At 66.5% G+C, this 18950-nt stretch carries 17 protein-coding genes; 2 read left to right on the top strand and 15 right to left on the bottom strand.

What is annotated here, in order from left to right; genetic code table 11:
* Window positions 1-32 precede the first annotated feature (32 nt).
* A complete protein-coding gene (locus tag AADH62_RS01560; protein WP_341577969.1) occupies window positions 33-1559 on the bottom strand; it encodes an ABC transporter substrate-binding protein in 1527 nt (508 codons plus the stop codon).
* A 141-nt stretch (window positions 1560-1700) separates the two neighbouring features.
* Between AADH62_RS01560 and AADH62_RS01555 the strand changes: the two genes are divergently transcribed.
* Window positions 1701-2366: a DUF1028 domain-containing protein gene (locus tag AADH62_RS01555; protein ID WP_341577968.1), complete on the top strand. Its 666-nt coding sequence runs from the start codon at window positions 1701-1703 to the stop codon at window positions 2364-2366.
* Here the strand turns inward: AADH62_RS01555 and AADH62_RS01550 are convergent.
* From AADH62_RS01550 to AADH62_RS01535, 4 genes are read right to left on the bottom strand one after another with little or no spacing between them, the layout of a single operon-like run.
* Window positions 2347-3864: a helix-turn-helix domain-containing protein gene (locus AADH62_RS01550; RefSeq protein ID WP_341577967.1), complete on the bottom strand. Its 1518-nt coding sequence runs from the start codon at window positions 3862-3864 to the stop codon at window positions 2347-2349. The genes AADH62_RS01555 and AADH62_RS01550 overlap by 20 nt on opposite strands.
* A complete protein-coding gene (locus AADH62_RS01545; RefSeq protein WP_292728398.1) occupies window positions 3861-4547 on the bottom strand; it encodes an MFS transporter in 687 nt (228 codons plus the stop codon). The genes AADH62_RS01550 and AADH62_RS01545 overlap by 4 nt, the downstream gene beginning before the upstream one ends.
* Window positions 4544-4882, bottom strand: a complete 339-nt coding sequence (locus AADH62_RS01540) for an amidohydrolase family protein (RefSeq protein WP_341577966.1) — start codon at window positions 4880-4882, stop codon at window positions 4544-4546. The genes AADH62_RS01545 and AADH62_RS01540 overlap by 4 nt, the downstream gene beginning before the upstream one ends.
* A 28-nt stretch (window positions 4883-4910) precedes the next feature.
* Complete coding sequence (locus tag AADH62_RS01535; RefSeq protein WP_341578022.1) at window positions 4911-5315, bottom strand: hypothetical protein; 405 nt, start codon at window positions 5313-5315, stop codon at window positions 4911-4913.
* A gap of 140 nt (window positions 5316-5455) precedes the next feature.
* Here AADH62_RS01535 and AADH62_RS01530 point away from each other — a divergent pair, with 140 nt between their 5' ends.
* Window positions 5456-6472 (top strand): hypothetical protein, encoded by a 1017-nt coding sequence (locus AADH62_RS01530; protein ID WP_341577965.1) that lies wholly within the window; start codon window positions 5456-5458, stop codon window positions 6470-6472.
* Window positions 6473-6480: 8 nt separating this feature from the next.
* On the opposite strand, the gene prfA is transcribed toward AADH62_RS01530, so the two are convergent.
* The 10 genes from prfA to AADH62_RS01480 all read right to left on the bottom strand — a co-directional run bounded on the left by prfA (window position 6481) and on the right by AADH62_RS01480 (window position 18784).
* Window positions 6481-7563, bottom strand: a complete 1083-nt coding sequence (gene prfA, locus AADH62_RS01525) for a peptide chain release factor 1 (RefSeq protein WP_341577964.1) — start codon at window positions 7561-7563, stop codon at window positions 6481-6483.
* A gap of 30 nt (window positions 7564-7593) precedes the next feature.
* Entirely contained in the window at window positions 7594-9741 is a 2148-nt protein-coding gene (gene rho / locus AADH62_RS01520) for a transcription termination factor Rho (protein ID WP_341577963.1), read from the bottom strand.
* A gap of 219 nt (window positions 9742-9960) precedes the next feature.
* Entirely contained in the window at window positions 9961-10902 is a 942-nt protein-coding gene (thrB, locus tag AADH62_RS01515) for a homoserine kinase (protein WP_341577962.1), read from the bottom strand.
* Window positions 10899-11987: a threonine synthase gene (gene thrC / locus AADH62_RS01510; RefSeq protein ID WP_341577961.1), complete on the bottom strand. Its 1089-nt coding sequence runs from the start codon at window positions 11985-11987 to the stop codon at window positions 10899-10901. Before thrC ends, thrB begins: the two co-directional genes overlap by 4 nt.
* A 1-nt stretch (window position 11988) precedes the next feature.
* On the bottom strand, window positions 11989-13326 hold the full coding sequence (locus tag AADH62_RS01505; protein ID WP_341577960.1) for a homoserine dehydrogenase: 1338 nt from the start codon (window positions 13324-13326) through the stop codon (window positions 11989-11991).
* Window positions 13323-14750, bottom strand: coding sequence for a diaminopimelate decarboxylase (gene lysA, locus AADH62_RS01500; RefSeq protein ID WP_341577959.1), 1428 nt, complete (start codon window positions 14748-14750; stop codon window positions 13323-13325). Before lysA ends, AADH62_RS01505 begins: the two co-directional genes overlap by 4 nt.
* A 154-nt stretch (window positions 14751-14904) precedes the next feature.
* A complete protein-coding gene (gene add / locus AADH62_RS01495; protein ID WP_341577958.1) occupies window positions 14905-15897 on the bottom strand; it encodes an adenosine deaminase in 993 nt (330 codons plus the stop codon).
* Window positions 15897-16637: a GntR family transcriptional regulator gene (locus tag AADH62_RS01490; protein ID WP_341577957.1), complete on the bottom strand. Its 741-nt coding sequence runs from the start codon at window positions 16635-16637 to the stop codon at window positions 15897-15899. Before AADH62_RS01490 ends, add begins: the two co-directional genes overlap by 1 nt.
* Window positions 16638-16701: 64 nt before the next feature.
* A complete protein-coding gene (locus AADH62_RS01485; protein ID WP_341577956.1) occupies window positions 16702-17637 on the bottom strand; it encodes a nucleoside hydrolase in 936 nt (311 codons plus the stop codon).
* A 70-nt stretch (window positions 17638-17707) separates the two neighbouring features.
* Window positions 17708-18784 (bottom strand): ABC transporter substrate-binding protein, encoded by a 1077-nt coding sequence (locus AADH62_RS01480; protein ID WP_341577955.1) that lies wholly within the window; start codon window positions 18782-18784, stop codon window positions 17708-17710.
* Window positions 18785-18950 lie beyond the last annotated feature (166 nt).

Genomic DNA, 18950 nt, shown 5'->3' with positions numbered 1-18950 from the left:
CTCGTCCTGGGTCGTTCGATCGCGCGGGGAACTCAGCCCGCGAGCGCAGTGTCCCGGAACCGGATGGCCCTGTCAGCGCGTGTCTCGTATCCGGTGACGGACAGAGACCAGACCTGGATCACGGAGGGGTTGTACAGATAGATGTAGCTGGCGTCATCGGCGATAATCCGCGCCGCCTGAGCGTACAGGTCCTTGCGGGCGTCCCGGTCGGTTTCGACCCGAGCACGATCGAGCAGGTCGTCGACCGTGGGGTTGGAGTACTTCTGTGCGTTGCTGGCACCGTCGGTGTGGTGCTGAGCGTAGTAGAAGTCATCCGGGTCGATGTTGCCGAGCCAGCCCATCATCAGCATGTCGAAGCTGCCGCTGTTCTGTTCGTCGAGCCACGTCGAGAAGTCGGGTTGACGGATCTCAACGGTGATCCCGAGCGGCTCCAGCGACGCAGCGATGATCTGCGCCGCGGTGACCGTTTCGGGGTAGTCGCTGGTGGCGAGCATATCGAGGGTGCCGCCCTCGAACCCCGCCTCGTCGAGCAGCGCTTGCGCCGTGTCGAGGTCGGTGGAGTACTCGTCGTAGTTGGTATACCAGAAGCTCTGCTCAGGAATCGCGAGCTGGTTGACCGCCGCCGTTCCGTAGCTGACCGCCTGCACAATGGCGTCTCGATCGATCGCGTACGCGATTGCTTGACGCACGCGCGGATCGTTCCACGGCGAGCGCGCCTCGTTCAACGCCAGATACCAGTAGTCGCTGGAGGGAGTGAGACCCAGGGTGACCTCGCTATCCGTTGCCAGCGCGTCGACCTGCTGCGGGGGAACCACGTCGGTCCAGTCGATGTCGCCGGCGCGGAGAGCAGCAAGGGCGGTCGCGGGCTCCGAGATGAAGCGGTACTCGACGCCGCCGAGCTTGGGCGCCCCGCCCCAGTAGTCCGAGTTGGCCGTCAGGCTGATGTGGTCGCCTGACACATAGTCGGATACGGAGAAGGGCCCGGTTCCGACGGGGGCTGTGGTGATGTCTCCCGATTCGACGTTCTGCTGCTCGACGATTGCCATGCCCTTGAATCCACCGAGGTTCGAGAGCAGGTTGGGCGTCGGTTGCGAGACCGTGATCACGACAGTGTCCTCGTCCGGCGCGCTGACGTCGGTGACGGTGGCGAACTTCCACGCGTTCGCAAGCTCCTCGTCAATGATCCGGCGATAGGAGTAGACGACATCCTCACTGGTGAACGGCGAACCATCGTGGAACGTGACGCCGTCGCGGAGATCGAACGTCCACGTGAGCTGGTCGTCGCTCACTTCCCAGCTTTCGGCGAGAGCCGGCTGCATCTGAAGGTTCTCGTCGGGTTCGACAAGGGTGTCGAAGACGTTCTCCAGCACTTCGAACGAGAAGTACGAACTGGTCCGCTGGGGATCGAGCTGGTCGGGTTCACCCCCGATTGCCGCGACGAGAACGCTGTCGCTCGAGCCGGAATCGCCGAGATCCACGGGCTCGCCGGCGGAGCAGCCGACGAGCGCGATCGCGGCGACACTGAGGCCTGCGACGCCGGAGAGAATGCGCGTGTTCATGGTGAGCCAATCGGTCGGGATCGGGTTTCATCATTTTGATGATGTTTTGATCAGTATGGGCGAGTATTGTCGGCAGAACAAGCACGCGTCGGAGATGAAACACGATCTTCACAAAGCCGCGCAGCCCCGTCGGGAGATTCTGTGACCTACACCGCCCTCATTCGCGACACCACCGCAGGCACGATCGGCGCCGCCACAGCAAGCTGCTCTCTTGCCTGCGGCAATGCCGTCATCCTGGTCGATCCGCGAGTGGGCGCCGTCGCGAGCCAAGCATGGACGAATCCGTCGTTACGCGCGAAGATGCTCAGCGCCATGAGCGCCGGAGCCAGCGCCGCCGACGCTGTCGCACGTGTCCCGGAGTGGGACGAAGGGTTCCCCTGGCGCCAAGTCGCTGCCCTCGGGCACAGCGGTGCGGGGGCTGCCCTGACGGGCTCCGACGTGAGTTCTTGGGCGGGACATCGAATCGGAGCCGACGCCGTGATCGCGGGGAACCTCCTCACCGGCAAGGGTGTGCTCGAAGCGATGGCAACTGCCGACGAGGACGATCGATCTGACGCACGCAAAGCCGGCGACGCCCGTCTTGCCTACCGCCTTCTGGCGATGTTGGAAGCGGGCGAGCGTGCCGGAGGCGATGCCCGCGGGCGCCAGAGCGCGGCGATCGTCGTCGGACGCATCGGTGGCGAGGTCACTTATGATCTGCGCGTGGACGACGCCGAAGATCCGCTCCGCGAACTACGACGGCTGATCGACCTCCGGGCTGCCGAGCGCGGAGTTGAGGCTGCGCCACTCAGCGCTCGAACGGAGTGACCGCGCCGAGCACGACCGTGACCTCGTCGTGCCCGTTCTCCCACCAGTGCGCCTCGGAGCATCCGTAGGTAACAGTGTCACCCTCGCCGAGCTCCACGCGACGGTCTCCGAGAGTGACGACGAGGACTCCGCGCTCCACCGTGACGCACTCGGTGCCGATGTGTCGGAACGGCCGCTCGCGATTGCTGAATCCGGGCGGAAGGGTCGAGCGGATCAGCTGCAGCATGGACTCGCCCCGTGGAGTCAGCAGCTCTCGTACGGCGCGTTCAGGCTCCGGAACGTCTGCTTCTGGCGGCATCCGGTGACGCCGACTGGCCGGGACCACCGCAAGCGTGCCCGCGGGTTCGTCCATCAGCTGACCGGCGGGGACACCGAGGGCCGCCGCCAGGCGCTGGATGGATACCAGCGAAGGATTGCCCAGGCCTCGCTCGAGCTGACTGACGAGACCGAAACTCACCCCCGCCTTCTCAGCGAGCGCCTGCACACTCAGTCCGAGACGGCGTCGAGCGTCGCGCACCGCGGCACCCAGGATCTCGACCGCCCGCGATTCGTCGTGATCGGCGGTTCGGGTCATGTGGGCAACGATACCGGGCGGCTTCAGATCGGCTACCGCGCACGCGTCACGCCACGGCAGCCGGCTCGTGCCCGCGGCCGCGATGTTCCCGGCCGCGAAGCGCCGGAGAGCGATCACGGTCAGCAGCGAGAGCACTCCAACGATCGCGGCGGTGACCACCATTGTCGTGACGAAGGCGACCTCATACGATGCGGCAGCCCCCTGGAGCAGCGCTGTCCCGTTGCTTCCCGAGGGAATCGTGCCGTTTTGCGTGTAGGCGTAGATCGCATCGAGCGCCTCGCCGTAGCGGGCGGGGGTGACTCCGGCATCCTTCAGCCGGTGAATGACGCCGTCGCGCGTGAGCGCATCCACGAGGACCATGCTTCCTGACAGCCCGACGGCATACCCGAACTGCCCGATCGTCGTTCGCGATGACGTGACCGCGCCGAACTGCGCGGCGGGCGCGAGCCGCAGCACGAGCGCGCCGTAGGGCACGAGACCGCTCATCCCGAAGCCGATCAACAGCATGCCCGGGAGGAAGAACCAGAACTCGTGCGAGATCAGGATGAGGGCGAACGCCAGAAAGCCCAGGAGCGATGCTCCCCCACTGATCATGATCGCCGTCGCTGGCGAAAGACCGGCGCTGAGCCTGCGACCGATGTATAACGAGGCGGCCACCGAGATGATCGTGACCGGCAGCTGCCCGAGAGACACCTCGACGGTTGAGAAGCCGTAGGCGTATTGCCAGATGTTGGCCAGCTGCAGGATGCCGACAGCCTGCGCGAGATTGAACGCGACGCCCATTCCGACAGCCGCGACAAACCCGGGGTTTCGGAACAGCTCGATCGGGAAGAACGGATGGGCTCCGCGCTTTTCGACCACGACGAAGATCCCGAGGAACAGCAGACCCGCCAGCAGGGGCGCCCATGTCAGCGGCGAGGTCATGCCCGCGCCGGCATGTGAGATTCCGTACAGCACACCGATGATGCCGAGCGCGAGCAGGATCTGCCCCAGAACGTCCGCGGGTCCGCGCGCCGTCCGCGGCTGCGAGGGAGAACCAGGAGCACGGCAGGGATGGAGATCAGGCTCACCAACGGGACGATGAGGAACGCGAGGCGCCAATCGACCGACGCCAGCGAGCCACCGATGAAGCTGACGATGATCATCGACACGGCATTGAAGGCGGCAAACGACCCCATGGCCGCTGCGATTTTTCCCTGCGGAACTACCGCACGAATGTAGGCGACCGAGGCGCCATAGACCGCGCCCAGGCCGATACCCGCCAACGCGCGTCCCGTCAGAAACAGCGCGGGATCGAAGGCCACGGCGACGATCAGATCTCCCAGCGCCGATAGTGCTAACGCAAGCACCAACAGCAGTCGCCTGCCGATGCGGTCGGCGAGCAGGCCCGTCGTGATGACGGTTGCCGCCAACATGAGGGTCGAGATGCTCGCGGCGATCGCCTGCAATCCGGCATCCATCTGCAGCGCGCGAGCGGACTCGACCAGCGCTGTGCTCGCGATCGTGGGGTCAGCGGTCTGGACACCACCCATGATTCCCAGCAACGGGATCGCCAGAGCCGCCTGTCTGCGGGAGGTTCCCGCACCGACAGGCGAGGCAGCGCTCACGCGTGATCCCCGGGAAGGTGGCAGCAGGCCGGCACGCCGTAGGTGCGCAGCTGCGCGAACGCGGCGTCGTCGACCTGGTGGGATGCCGCCGCGAACTCCCCGAGGTCGACCCGAGAGCCGCCGAGCCATGTGCCGAGCACCCCGATGGCACCGATCTTGTCGGGGACTACGGCGTACGGATCTGCGTCGAGCTCGACGAAGTCCGCGAACTTGCCGACTTCGATCGAGCCGATCTCGTGCTCACGCCCCAGCGCGAACGCGGCGTTGACCGTGTGAGCACGAAGCGCCTCATCGAGGGTTGCGGCTTGTTCGGGGGCATGCATGGTACCCCCCACTGTCTGCCGCCTCCATCGGCGGCTCTCGCTACTTCTCGGAGCGGCGCTCCTCGACCTTCTTCTTGATGAAGACCATCGGCAGCAGCCACGTCGCGAGGGCAGTGACAAGCCACACGATCACCGGCGCCAGGATCCATGTCAGTACGAAGGGCTCCCCGATACTGATGCCGCCGCGCGGGATCAGTACGACGATCACGAGCGCGACGAGGGTGGAGATGATCCCGATCCCCCCGAGCAGGGCTGGCGCATTGCGCTTGGCAACTGTCGCGATCCAGGGCGAGAGCACGCTCTGAAGCACGGCGAAGATCACCACCGCGAGAACGAAGCCCCACCAATCCGCCCAGTTGATGCGGAACCCCGGAAGCAGGAGGTCGGCGGCGATCAGCCCGACGGCAGCGGAAAGGATGAAGATCAGGGCGCGGATGAGGAACATGACCACGCCCTGACAGTAGCGCGTCGACCCGCTCCGCGACAGGATGCCGTGCTGCGCCGCTCCGGCAAAGTCAAGGCCTGCGGCCCTTGCCGGTCCCTCTTGCTACCGTGTGTGGCTGCGAATCGCGCGAGGGGGGCGCCGTGGATGGAACGTGGGGACTGTGGCAGAGCGCGGTTGCGCTCACCGCTTCTATCATCGTGCTCTGGTTCGCTGGAACCCGCCTGGCTCGCACTGCCGACGAGTTGGCGGGCAGAACCGGCATGGGCCGCGCACTAGCGGGCGCTGTGTTCCTCGGCGCTGTGACCTCGCTGACCGGCATCATCACCACGATGACCGGAGCCCTCGCCGGGGACGCCGGGTTCGCGCTTGCCAACCCGGTCGGCGGGGTGGCTATTCAGACAGTCTGGCTGGCGGTGGCCGACCTTCTCTACCGGCGCGCGAACCTCGAGCACGCCGCCGCATCCCTGGAGAATCTCGGCCAGTCGCTGAGCCTCGTCGCACTGCTGACGATTCCGGTGATCGCCTATGCCACTCCGTCCCTCGCGTGGGGGTGGGTGCATCCGCTCTCGCTGCTGATCCCGGTCATCTACGTCTACAGCCTGTTTCTGCTGCGGCGGATGCGGGCAGACGAGATGTGGAGCCCGCGCCGCACCGCGCAGACCGTTGACGACGATGACACGACACAGCCGACGACCTCCCTCCCCCGCCTGTGGGTCACGTTCGCGGGGCTAGCCCTCGTCACGGCCGGGACCGGATGGGTCATCGGTCGTGCGGGACTGGGTGTTGCAGCAGCGACGGGCTGGCCGAGCGATGTGACCGGGTTCACGGCGACGACCGCGATCAGTTCCCTGCCCGAGCTGATCACCCTCATCGTGGCAGTACGGATGGGTGCATTGACTCTCGGCGTCGGGAACATCATCGGCGGGAACGTGTTCGACACCCTCATGATCTCGATAGCCGATGTGTCGTACCGAGACGGCACAATCTACGAGGCCGCCGGGCCATCGAGCCTCGTGCTGCTGGCGGGAACGGCGTTCATGTCAGCGGTTCTCGCGATCGGGCTTCTCGTGCGCGATCGCCGCGGCATCGGGTTTGAGGGGGTCGCGATCCCCGGGATCTACCTGGCTACTGTCGGGCTCGCGATCCTCGCGAGATAGCAGCAGGATCAGCCCGCGTCGGCCCCGAGAGCGGCGAGCCGCTCCTCCTCATCGGCGGCGATACACGACGCGATGATCGGCTCGAGCGCGCCGTCCATGACCTGGTCGAGGTTGTAGGACTTGTATCCGGTCCGGTGATCGGCGATGCGGTTCTCGGGGAAGTTGTACGTGCGAATGCGCTCCGAGCGATCCATCCCGCGGATCTGCGAGCGACGGGCATCGGATGCCGCGGCGTCCCGCTCTTCCTGCTGCTTGGCCAGCAGCCGGGCGCGCAACACTCGCATCCCCGCCTCGCGGTTCTGCAGCTGCGACTTCTCGTTCTGCATCGACACCACGATTCCGGTTGGCAGGTGCGTGATCCGCACCGCGGAGTCCGTCGTGTTCACCGACTGGCCGCCGGGGCCCGACGAACGGAAGACATCGATCTTCAGGTCGTTCTGATCGATGTGGATCTCTTCGGGCTCGTCGACTTCGGGAAAGACCAGCACACCGGTCGTCGAGGTGTGGATCCGCCCTTGCGACTCCGTGGCGGGCACGCGCTGCACGCGATGCACACCGCCCTCGTACTTCAGATGGGCCCACACTCCCTGCGCCGGATCGCTTGAGGAACCCTTGATCGCGACCTGGACGTCCTTGAACCCGCCGAGGTCTGACTCGTTGCGTTCGAGGAGCTCGGTCTTCCATCCCTTCGAGGCGGCGTACTGCAGGTACATCCGCAGCAGGTCTGCCGCGAAAAGGGCGCTTTCTGCCCCACCCTCGCCCTGCTTGATCTCCATGATCACGTCGCGTGCGTCATCCGGATCCCGCGGAATCAGAAGACGACGCAGTCGTTCCTGGGTGTCGGCCAGTCGCTCCTCGAGGGCCGGAACCTCTTCGGCGAAGGCGTCGTCTTCGCGCGCGAGGTCGCGGGCAGCGGCCAGGTCATCGGATGCCGCCACCCACGCGTCGTGGGCAGCGACGATCCGACTCAACTCGGCATACCGCCTGTTCACCCGCTTCGCGCGGGCGGGGTCCGCGTGCACCGCCGGGTCAGACAGTTCGATCTGCACCTCGCGGTGCTCGTCGATCAGCGCACGGACGGAGTCGAACATCGCCGGCTCGGCCATCTCGATGCCGCCGGGTCAGCGGATGCTGTTCTCGTGACCGTGGCCGTGTCCGCCAGCACCGTGACCGTTGGAGGTCGGTGCCGGAATCGACTTCTGCATCTGCACGAGGAACTCGACGTTGGACTGCGTTTCCTTGAGCTTTCCGAGCACGACCTCGAGCGCCTGCTGGGGGTCCAGGCCCGCGAGAGCGCGACGGAGCTTCCAGGTGATCTTGACCTCGTCGGGCGAGAGCAGCATCTCTTCGCGACGAGTACTCGACGCGTTGACATCCACAGCAGGGAAGATGCGCTTGTCAGCGAGCTGGCGGTTCAGGCGCAGTTCGCTGTTGCCGGTGCCCTTGAACTCTTCGAAGATCACCTCGTCCATCTTGGAGCCGGTCTCGACCAGCGCCGTCGCGAGGATCGTGAGCGATCCACCGTTTTCGATGTTACGTGCGGCACCGAAGAAGCGCTTGGGCGGGTAGAGCGCTGAGGCGTCGACACCGCCGGTGAGCACGCGCCCCGAGGTCGGTGCCGAGATGTTGTAGGCGCGGCCGAGCCGGGTGATCGAATCCAGCAGCACGACAACGTCGCGGCCGAGCTCGACCAGACGCTTGGCCCGCTCGATGGCAAGCTCCGCGACCGTCGTGTGGTCTTCAGCGGGGCGATCGAAGGTCGAGGCGATGACCTCGCCCTTGACGGTCCGCTGCATGTCGGTGACCTCTTCGGGCCGCTCGTCGACGAGCACAACCATGAGGTGGACCTCGGGGTTGTTCGTCGCGATCGCGTTCGCGATCTGCTGCAACACGATCGTCTTACCGGCCTTCGGGGGCGCGACGATCAGGCCGCGCTGGCCCTTACCGATCGGGGCGACCAGGTCGATGATCCGCTGCGTGAGCTTCTCGGGAGCCGTCTCCAGGCGCAGGCGCTCCTGCGGGTAGAGCGGCGTGAGCTTGCCGAACTCGACGCGGTTGGCCGCGTCCTCGACGGACAGGCCGTTGACGGCATCCACCTTCACCAGCGCGTTGTACTTCTGGCGGCCGGTCTGCTCGCCTTCGCGCGGCTGCTTGATGGCACCGACGACGGCGTCACCCTTGCGCAGGTTGTACTTCTTGACCTGGCCGAGCGAGACGTACACGTCACTCTGGCCCGGGAGGTAGCCGGTGGTGCGGACGAAAGCGTAGTTGTCGAGCACGTCGAGGATGCCGGCGATCGGAATCAGAACGTCGTCTTCGCCGACCTCGGGCTCGAACTCGTCATTCTGATTCGGACCGCGGCGCTTGTTGCGCTGGCGACCGCGACCGCTGGTCGAGCCGCTGTCGTCGTCGGCATCCGTGGACTTGGACTGCTCGGAACCGGCCGAGGCACCGCCATTGCCGTTTCCGTTGCCTCCGTTGCCCGAGGCGTTGCCGCTGGTGCCGGATGCGCGGTTGCGGCTGCGACTGCGGCTGCGGCTGCGGCTACGGCTCGGCGTGGACTCCTCACCGGCATCGTCACCGGAGTCGGTGCTGGTCGAGGACTCGCCAGAATCGGCGCTCGTCGAGGACTCATCTGTCGCTGCCGCCTCGGCGGCAGCGCCGTCGGCCGCGTCGCTCTTGTCCGCAGCCTTGTTGTCATCCGCGGGCTTGTCGTTCGATGCTTCGGCGGGCTTTTCGGCCGGCGCCTCAGTGGCGGGCTGGTCGGCCGGGGGCTCGTCAGCCGGAGTCTGGGCGGGAACGTCGGTGCTCTTGGCACGGCGAGGTGCGCGCTTGCGCGCCGGCTTGGTGGGCGCTTCGGCGGACTTCTCCTCGGCCGGAGCTGCTTCGCTTGCTGCCTGTGCCGGAGCCTCGGCTGCCGGCTGGTCGGCGGGCTCGGCCGCGGGGGCTGCCTCAGCGGCTTCGGCGGGCTCGGCCGCGGGGGCCGCATCAGCGACGTCAGCGGCTGGAGCAGCGTCGGCCGCTTCAGCTCCCTCGGTGGCGGCGGCTTCACCATCAGGCGCCTCGGCTGCCGCAGGCTCCGCTGCCTCGGTTTCCGTCACCGGAGCGTCTGCGTCGGCATCCGAAGCCTCGGCGTCGGCTGCCGGCGCCTCGGTGGACTCCGAAGCTGCGGTTTCGGTCTGGGTGGCGGCCTCGTCGGCCGCGGGGGTGGTCTGCTCGACAGCGTCGCTCTCGGACGCGTCGGTCTGGACCTCGGAGATGGACTCCACGAGTACTCCCTTGTGTACCTAATGTGCGGTGAATCGAATGATGTGCGGATCCGCACGGATGAAGAAGCCGCCGCGACGGGCTCGAGGTGCTGAGCGGGACTCAGTGTCTCGTGCTCATCGGCCTCTCCTCGATTCCATCCGGGCAGAGATGTCCGGATTCGGGAGATCGAGGGAATTGCGGAGGCTTCGCAGATATGCGGCGGGGGCCAGATTCACGAGTTACGTGGAACCCCCCGCGTGCTCCTTCACTGTACCACCCTTGACGTCCACGGCCAGCATGTGCGCCTGCCACGGGGTGTCCGTGACCCGTTCGGCGACGGCCGCCGCCTCGAGGCGACGACCGGGCCCGTCGGCGAGCACCAGCACACTCGGGCCTGCTCCCGAGACGACAGCCGCGAAGCCGTGTTCGCGCAGCGTCCGGACCAGCCGGTCGGTTTCGGGCATCGCCTGCGCGCGGTAGTTCTGGTGCAGCTTGTCTTCCGTGGCGGCAAGCAGCAACTCCGGGCTCTGTGTGAGCGCCGCGATCAGCAGCGCCGACCGAGAAAGATTGAAGACCGCATCCTCGCGGGGTACCTGCAGCGGCTGGAGACTCCGTGCGACGCTCGTCGACATCGTGAAGCTCGGGACGAAGACGACCGGCGAGACTCCCCGGTGCACCAGCAGCTTCTTGTGCTGCGGCATCGCCTCATCCATCCACGCGATGGTGAGACCGCCGAACAGCGCTGGGGCGACGTTGTCGGGATGCCCCTCGAGCTCTGTTGCCAGGCGCAGCATCGTGTCGGGGCCGATCTCGACATCCCCCTCGAGCAGTCCCTTGACGGCCAGGATGCCGGCAACGACCGCAGCGCCCGAAGACCCGAGTCCGCGTCCGTGCGGAATCATGTTGCGAGCCCGCAGACGTAGGCCCGGCATAGGGCGGTCGACGGCTTCGAAGGCGTACGCCATGGCCCGCACGAGCAGGTTCGACTCGTCGCGCGGGATCTCGTCGGCACCCTCGCCCTCGGCCTCGATGTCGAGCCCGGGGTCCGGGAGGGAGGTCACGACGAGATCGTCGTAGATGCTGAGCGCGAGCCCCAGCGTGTCGAATCCGGGACCCAGGTTCGCGCTGGTCGCGGGCACGCGCACCGCGACCGAGCGCTCAGCAACCCGGGCTGCGTTCACGCGGTTGCCTCCGCGCGCGCGAGCCCCAGCACCGACGCCACTTCGGAGGTTGTCGCGTCAACGACGGTCGGCCGGGCTTCCGAGCCGTCGGCGTTGCGCAGGGCCCACTGCGGGTCCTTGAGCCCGTGACCGGTCACAGTGAGCACGACCGTGGAACCTGCCGGGACCACGCCCGCCTCTGCCCGGTCGAGAAGACCTGCGACGCTGATTGCCGACGCCGGCTCGACGAAGACGCCCACCTCACCGGCAAGGATCTTCTGGGCGGCCAGGATCCGCTCGTCATCGATCGCGCCGAACCAGCCGTCAGTTGCGGCGCGCGCCTCGAGTGCGAGCTCCCAGGAAGCCGGGTTGCCGATGCGGATGGCGGTGGCGATCGTCTCGGGGTTCTTCACGACCTCGCCGCGCACGAGCGGGGCACTTCCCTCTGCCTGGAACCCGAACATCCGCGGAACACGGGTGGCGACACCGCGCTCGGCCTCCTCGCGGTAACCGCGGGAGTAGGCCGTGTAGTTGCCGGCGTTACCGACCGGGATGAAGTGGAAATCGGGGGCGTCGCCGAGGACCTCGACGATCTCGTAGGCCGCGGTCTTCTGACCCTCGATACGGTCAGGGTTCACGGAGTTCACGAGGTGGACCGGATAGTTATCGGCAAGCTCGCGGGCGATCTCGAGGCAGTCATCGAAGTTGCCGCGGATCTGGATGAGCTGACCGTTGTGCGCGACCGCCTGGCTGAGCTTGCCCATGGCGATTTTGCCCTCGGGAACGAGCACCGCCGCCGTAATCCCGGCGTGGGCGGCGTAGGCCGCGGCGGATGCCGAGGTGTTGCCCGTCGAGGCGCAGATGACAGCCTTCGCGCCGTGCTCGACAGCCCGCGACAAGGCTACGGTCATGCCGCGGTCCTTGAAAGAACCCGTCGGGTTCATACCCTCGAACTTCACCCAGACCTGGGCTCCGGTGCGCTTGGACAGCGCCGGGGCCGGCACGAGGGGTGTGCCACCCTCGCCGAGCGAGACAACGGTCGATTCCGCCGTCACCCCCAGACGGTCGGCGTACTCGTTCATGACTCCGCGCCACACGTGTGCCACGTCAATCTCCTTCTACTCGCAGGACCGAAACGACCCGGTCCACGACGTCACTGTCAGCGAGGCGATCGACCGTCTCGCTGAGATCCTGCTCCAAAGCCTTGTGGGTGCCGATCACCAGACGCGCAACACCCGTCGGGTCGGCCGAGACCCGCGCGAGCGGGTCAGTGGATGCCTCGGCAACCGTCTGCTCGACGGTTGCGATCGAGACCCGTCCCTCACTGAGGATGCCCGCCACGGTCGCGAGGACCCCGGGCTCGTCCGTGACCTCGAGGGTGATCTGGTACTGGGTCGTCACGTGACCGATCGGCAGGATCGGCAGGTTCGCGCGGGTCGACTCACCCACTCCGACGCCGCCGGCGATGTGACGGCGCGCTGCCGAAACGACATCGCCGAGAACCGCGGATGCCGTCTGCACACCGCCCGCTCCGGCCCCATAGAACATGAGGTTGCCGGCAGCCTCTGCCTGCACGAACACGGCGTTATTGGCCCCGTGGACGCTCGCAAGTGGGTGTTCGCGAGGCACGAGAGCGGGGTAGACGCGCACGGAGATGGCATCGCCCGAGCCGTTCGACACACGCTCGCACACCGCGAGGAGCTTGATGACATAACCCGCCTTGCGCGCGGCATCCATCATCGGCTTGTCGATCGCGGTGATTCCCTCGCGGTGAACCGCTTCCAGCGGCACCGACGTATGGAAGGCGAGGCTCGCGAGGATCGCGGCTTTCTGCGCCGCGTCGTATCCCTCGATATCGGCCGTGGGGTCGGCCTCGGCGTAGCCCAGGGCCTGCGCCTGCGCGAGCACCTCGCCGAAGTCGGCACCCTCAGTGTCCATCCGGTCGAGGATGTAGTTGGTGGTGCCGTTGACGATGCCCATGATGCGCTGCACCCGGTCGCCGGCGAGCGAGTCGCGAAGGGGACGGATGATGGGGATCGCGCCGGCGGCTGCAGCCTCGTAATACACCTGTGCGCCGACCTGGTCGGCTGCCTCGAAGATCTCTGGCCCGTGCGTGGCAAGGAGCGCCTTGTTGGCCGTGACGACGTCAGCACCCGAACCGATCGCCTGGAGCAGGCTCGTGCGGGCAGGCTCGATGCCGCCCATCAGCTCGATGACGATGTCGGCGCCGAGAATGAGGGTTTCGGCATCGGTCGTGAACAGCTCGCGCGGCAGGTCAGCATCGCGGGGTGCATCAGGGTTGCGTACGGCGATGCCTACGAGTTCGAGGCGGGCTCCGGCGCGGTCTGCCAGTTCATCGGCGTGCTGACGCAGCAGCGCGGCGACCTGGGAGCCGACGGCTCCAGCGCCCAGCAGCGCCACGCGGAGGCGGCGGTAGTCGGTCATGCCGTCCTTTCGGTCGGGAGGATGCCGGCGTCACGCGCCAGCAGGTCATCGATGGTTTCACCGCGCACGATCACGCGCGAGCGCCCGTCCCGGACGGCCACGACGGCCGGACGCGGGAGAAAGTTGTAGTTGCTGGCAAGCGAGAAGCAGTACGCACCGGTCGCGGGGACGGCCAGGATGTCCCCCGGCGCCACATCGGCGGGAAGGTACTCGGCATCCACGACGATGTCGCCGGACTCGCAGTGCTTGCCGACGACGCGGACCAGGTGTGGGCCCGCATCGCTGACCCGGGAGGCCAGGCGTGCGCTGTACTGGGCGCCGTACAGCGCCGGTCTTGCGTTGTCGCTCATGCCGCCGTCCACGCTCACGTACAGGCGCTCGAGGCCGTGTTCAAGAGCAACGGCCTTCGTGGTGCCCACCGTGTAGAGGGTGACGCCAGCCTGCCCGACAATCGAGCGGCCGGGTTCGAAGGCGAGATTCGGCATCCGGATGCCACGCGCGGCGCACTCGGCAGCTACCGCGTCGACGATCCCATCAGCGAGAACCTCGATCGCGGTCGGGGTGTCGGCACGCGTGTAGGCGATACCGAATCCGCCGCCGAGGTTCAGGACCTGGAGGTCTTCAGCAGCATCCGTGCCGCCCTGCAGGTCTGCGTAGAGACCCACGATCCGGGCTGCCGACTCGGCGAACCCGGCGGTGCCGAAGATCTGCGAACCGATGTGGCAGTGGAGTCCGACCAGTCGTAGGCCCACGGCTTCGCGCACTCGGGTGGCAGCCAGGACGGCATCCGCGAGCGTGAAACCGAACTTCTGATCCTCGTGTGCTGTCGCGAGGAAGTCGTGGGTTTCCGCGTGCACACCGCTATTGACGCGAATGAGCACGGGTTGCACGGCGCCGGCAGCTTCCGCGACGGCAGCGAGACGCTCGATCTCCTGGAAGCTGTCGACGACGATGGAGCCGACACCGACGGCGACGGCTCGTTCGAGTTCGGCGACGCTCTTGTTGTTGCCATGCACCCCGACCCGGGCCGGATCGACACCCGCCGCCAGGGCGACGGCGAGTTCACCGCCGCTGGCGACATCGACGGCGAGCCCGGCATCCGTCACCCAGCGCACCACCTCGGTGCTGAGAAAAGCCTTGCCCGCGTAGTACACCCGCGCCGCAACGCCGTGCCGCGCCGCCGCGGATGTGAAAGCTTCGCGGGCGCGGGAAGCGTGGGAACGCACGTCGTCTTCGTCTAGGACGTACAGCGGCGTGCCGTAGTCCCGAGCGAGCGCGGATGCCGCGACTCCCCCGATGACCAGTTCGCCGTCAGCATCGCGCGCGGCATCCGTCGGCCACACACCATCGACCAGGTCGTTGGGATCCGACGGCACGTCCAGCCACGCCGGAACGGGCGGGGTGGAAGTCGGGTGGGCGGACACGCGGAGCCAATCGGTGAAGTCTTCGGCGCCGAACAAGCGGCGCGAGCAGATCCCGGGCGGTCAGCGCACGCGCCGAGACACTCCGGTCAGTCTAGGGCACCGGGTATCCTCGCCCAGGAATCCGCCAGCCTGCACTCCCCGCGCCCGCGCGGGGTTACGAGCCGCTCTCGAGTCGGCTCCGCCAGTCCTGTCGCACACCGTCTGCGACGAACGCCGCATCCACGCTGTGCCGTGCCAGCGCCGCGATCATCGCGTCATCGAACTCGAGGTCGTTGCGCAGCACAGCCACCTCGTTCGAGAGCAGCGAGCCGGTCTGACGTGGGTTGTCATCGCCGAGGACGACCCGGGCACCGGCGCGGGCGAACCGCGCCGCCGGGTGATCATCCATCGACGTCACAGCACCCGTGTAGACGTTCGAGGTCGGACACACTTCGATCGCAATGTCACGCTCGACGAACCAGCCAATGAGGTCCGGCTCCTCCGCAATGCGTGCGCCATGGCCGATGCGGGTCGCGCCGAGAAGCTCCACGGCCTGCTGAGCCGCGCGCCCGGATGCCGCCTCGGCGGCATGGCACGTGATACCCAGGCCCGCACTGCGCGCGATGGCGAAAGCGTCGCGGTAGCGCTCGAGGTCGGGGAAGAGCAGTTCGTCACCTGCGAGATCGAATCCGACAACACCGGTCCCGGCCGCACGCGCCGCAGCACGGGCCACCGCCTCGTTCACCCCGGTCGGGTCACTGCGCAGAGCCGCGACGACCACGCCAGCAGAGATCCCGGTGCCCGCGATGCCTGCCGCAATGCCCGAACACATCGCGGCGATCACGGCATCCAGTTCGGCGAGGGTTGCCGCATGCGAGGCGGGACCGAACCGCAGTTCGAGGTGATCCTCACCGTCGGCTGCAGCATCCTCGACGGCTTCGCGCGTGATCCGCTCGAGCAGATCGAGCCGCGAGAAGAACGGAAACGTCGCAACGACTTTCACGAGGTACGTGGTGAGATCTGCCGGCCCATCCAACTGCAGCGCCGCCGTCCAGTCGCGGTCGGCATCGGGCATCCCGAGCTCTCGCGCGATCTGGGCCGCCGTACTCGGACGCACCCGCCCTTCGAGGTGCGAGTGCAGATTGATCAGCAGGGGCGCGCCCGCCATCATGCGCTCTGCAGGAGTGAGATGGTGCCCGCCGCCGACAGAATGACATCCTTGGCATAGAGCACTGTCACGCCGCGATACAAAACACGTTGCGTGAGAATGAGCGCGCTCGTGTCGGGCTCGGCGCCAAGAGCTGTGGCGCGGTGGTCACCGAGAACACCCACGGAGATGTCGCAGGTACTCGATACGTGGGACGAGTCGACGGATGCGAGGAGCCGAGTCAACGCGGTGGCTTCGGGCATGGTGTCAGTTGCGGGATCAAGGAACGCGGAACCTGCTGCGGGAACCGCCTCGAATGTGAGTGCCAGCTCAGTTCCCGCGCGTCGCAGCACCGACTCCCACGTCCATACCGCAGCGGAAGGTTCGAGCCCGAGGGCCTGAGAAAGCAAATCAGACGCCGGCTGAACTTCATGGCTGAGCCGATCCACCGAGATCGAACCGACGGATTCGCCGAGAAGAAGCTCGAGTCCGCGCACGCGCTCGAGGCCGATCCGGGGAATCGCATCGCTGACGAAGCGACCGATACCGCGACGTGTCGATATCAAGCGGTCCTCTTCGAGCAGCAACATCGCCTCGCGTACGACCGGTCGACTTACACCGAGAGTCGTGCAGAACTCCGCGTCGCTGGGCAGCACCGATCCGAGGGGGTAGGTCCCGTTGCGGATAGCGCGGGAAATGCTGTTGTAGACCGCGACCCGAAGCGGTTGACCGACGGTGAGGGACAACGGCTCGAGCGGCATACGGCGATCTCTCCTCGCTAGCGTTTGGGTGATCACAATCCTCCTCCCCGCACGGGCCGAACGCTCACGAGAGGACGCCAAGCATGGTCTGGAAGAAAAGATCTTCGTCGATCTCCTCGATCACGCGCGCATTTGGCTCGCGACCAGATCGACGCACCGAGTCGACCAGGCAGAAGCCGGTGGCGATGCCGTGTGCGGTCTCGACGTCCACATAGTAGTCGCTCGCCTTCGTAACGATCCGCGGCTCCACGGCGATAGCAACCGCAATGGAGTCTGGGTGAGTACTGCCATCCATCCCATGAGCTTTTTTGTTGTACGCGAGAGTGCCGCGGTTTGCTGAAACGAAAAACCGGGATGCCTGCGTATCCAAGCTCTCGATGCGCTGCAGCTTGTCCGGACCAAACACTCCCTGGCGCATGACCAGATCCCAGGGGACGAGCGTCGTGCGGAAGCCCGCACGCAGCACAATCGCGGCAGCCTCAGGGTCGTGGAAGAAATTGGCCTCAGCCGCTGCCGTGATGTTGCCGGCCGCGTTGTTCGTTCCCCCCATGATGACGAGGTCTTTCACGTTCCCGGCGAAGGATCGGTCCGCCGCGGCGGCCAACGCGAGGTTTGTCAGCGGCGCCTGGGCGATGATCGTGAATTCGCCCGGGTTGTCGGCGACGAGACGCAGCAAAGCACTGACGCCGTTCTCGGGTTCGGGACGCTGCTGTGCTCGGGGAAAGTTCGCACCGCCGAATCCGTCGGCACCGTGAACGTAGGACGAGTCATCGAAGGGTGCCAGCAAGGGCAACCGCGCCCCCTCGTAGACGGGCACATCTCCCCCGCGGCCCGCTACCTCAATCGTGTAGAGCGCGTTCTCGACCATCTGATCGAAGTCGACGTTGCCGTAGTTGATCGTGACGGCCTCCAGCTGCGCGCGCGGGTCGCGCAGTCCGATCAGCAGTGCGAAGGCATCATCCTGTGCGGTATCGGTGTCGATGATCATGCGAACTGTCATTGACGGTCCCTTTCTGCGTGGTTGTCATCTGCTGATGGGCTGCGCGTCACGGCGCAGCCCATCAGCAGGGTCAGGAGCCAAGCTCGATGAGCTCGGGGAACTCGGCGTAGACCTCGGCGAGCAGAGTCAGATCGAACAGATCGTCTGCCGCGACCTCGATCCCTGCGGCGGACAGGCTCGCGAGAGTACGCTCCTGGAGCTCTGGGCTGATGGTGAACAAGCCATTGGCAACGGTCTCGTCCGAGACGACGAGCGTGTTCTGCTCCTCGGCACCGGCGCGCACGGCGACGGGATCGAGATCAAGATCAGCACCGAATTGCTCCGTCACCAGACGCACGGTCTCGTCGATATTTTCCAGCGCATCCGCCCACCCCTGAATCTCGGCACGAAGGAAGGACTTGAGCATTTCGCGGTTCTCGGCGATTGTCTCGTCGGAGGCAGTGATGGTCTTCGCAACGAACGGCAGCCCGTTGGTCGCGAAGGGGAGGGTGGTCGTGGCGATCCCCCGCGCCTCGAGCACGAGCGGTTCGTTCGTGAGATAGGCGACGAATCCTTCGACCTCACCGTTCACGAGCGGAGCCGGATCGAACTGCACCGGCACGACCGTGACCTCGTCAGCACCAATTCCGTTCGCCGCGAGCAGTGCTGAGAACAGTGCGGAGTTGCCATCCTGAACGCCGATGCGCTTGCCGATCATGTCTTGCGGCGTTGCGATGTCTGCGCCCCCCGCCAGCGAGAGCACCGCGAATGGGTTCTGTTGGAACACGGCACCGAGGATCTTCAAGGGAGCCTGCTCCCGAGCCACCGCGGCACCGATGGTCACGGCATCGCTGAACGCGACGTCGGCCGTCCCGCTGATGAGCTCGGGCACCCCGGCGGAAGGCCCAGGAACAAGCTGGACGGGGCCGAGCCCCGCATCGGCGTAGTAGCCGGCGGTTTCGGCGAAGTATTCTCCGGCGAACTCTTCGTTGAAGATCCAGCTGAGCTGGATCGTTGCCGGAACAGTCTGGGAGTTCGGATCTGCGGATGCCGAGGCCGGTATCTCTGAGGCCTCGGAGGAGCAGGCGGCAAGCGCGAGAAGGCCTGTGAGCAGTGCCGCCAATCCGGTGGCGGCACGGACACGGCGGGGCGAGAACGGGGTGGTCATAGCGAGCAGACTCCGGGATCGAGGGGACCGACACGGACGTGCCGACACCACGAAGCTAGGGAGCCAGCGTTTCGCGTCGACATCCGCAACGTTTCCATCTGATTTCAGATATCGGTTGTCTGACATCTGCTAGCAGTCAGGCAGATCTGGCACAACGGGCGGAGCT

The organism is Microbacterium schleiferi (assembly GCF_038150145.1).
Classification (GTDB): Bacteria; Actinomycetota; Actinomycetes; order Actinomycetales; family Microbacteriaceae; genus Microbacterium; species Microbacterium schleiferi_B.
The sequence above is the reverse complement of the archived record's forward strand: the minus strand, read 5'-3'. Positions and strand labels throughout refer to the sequence as shown.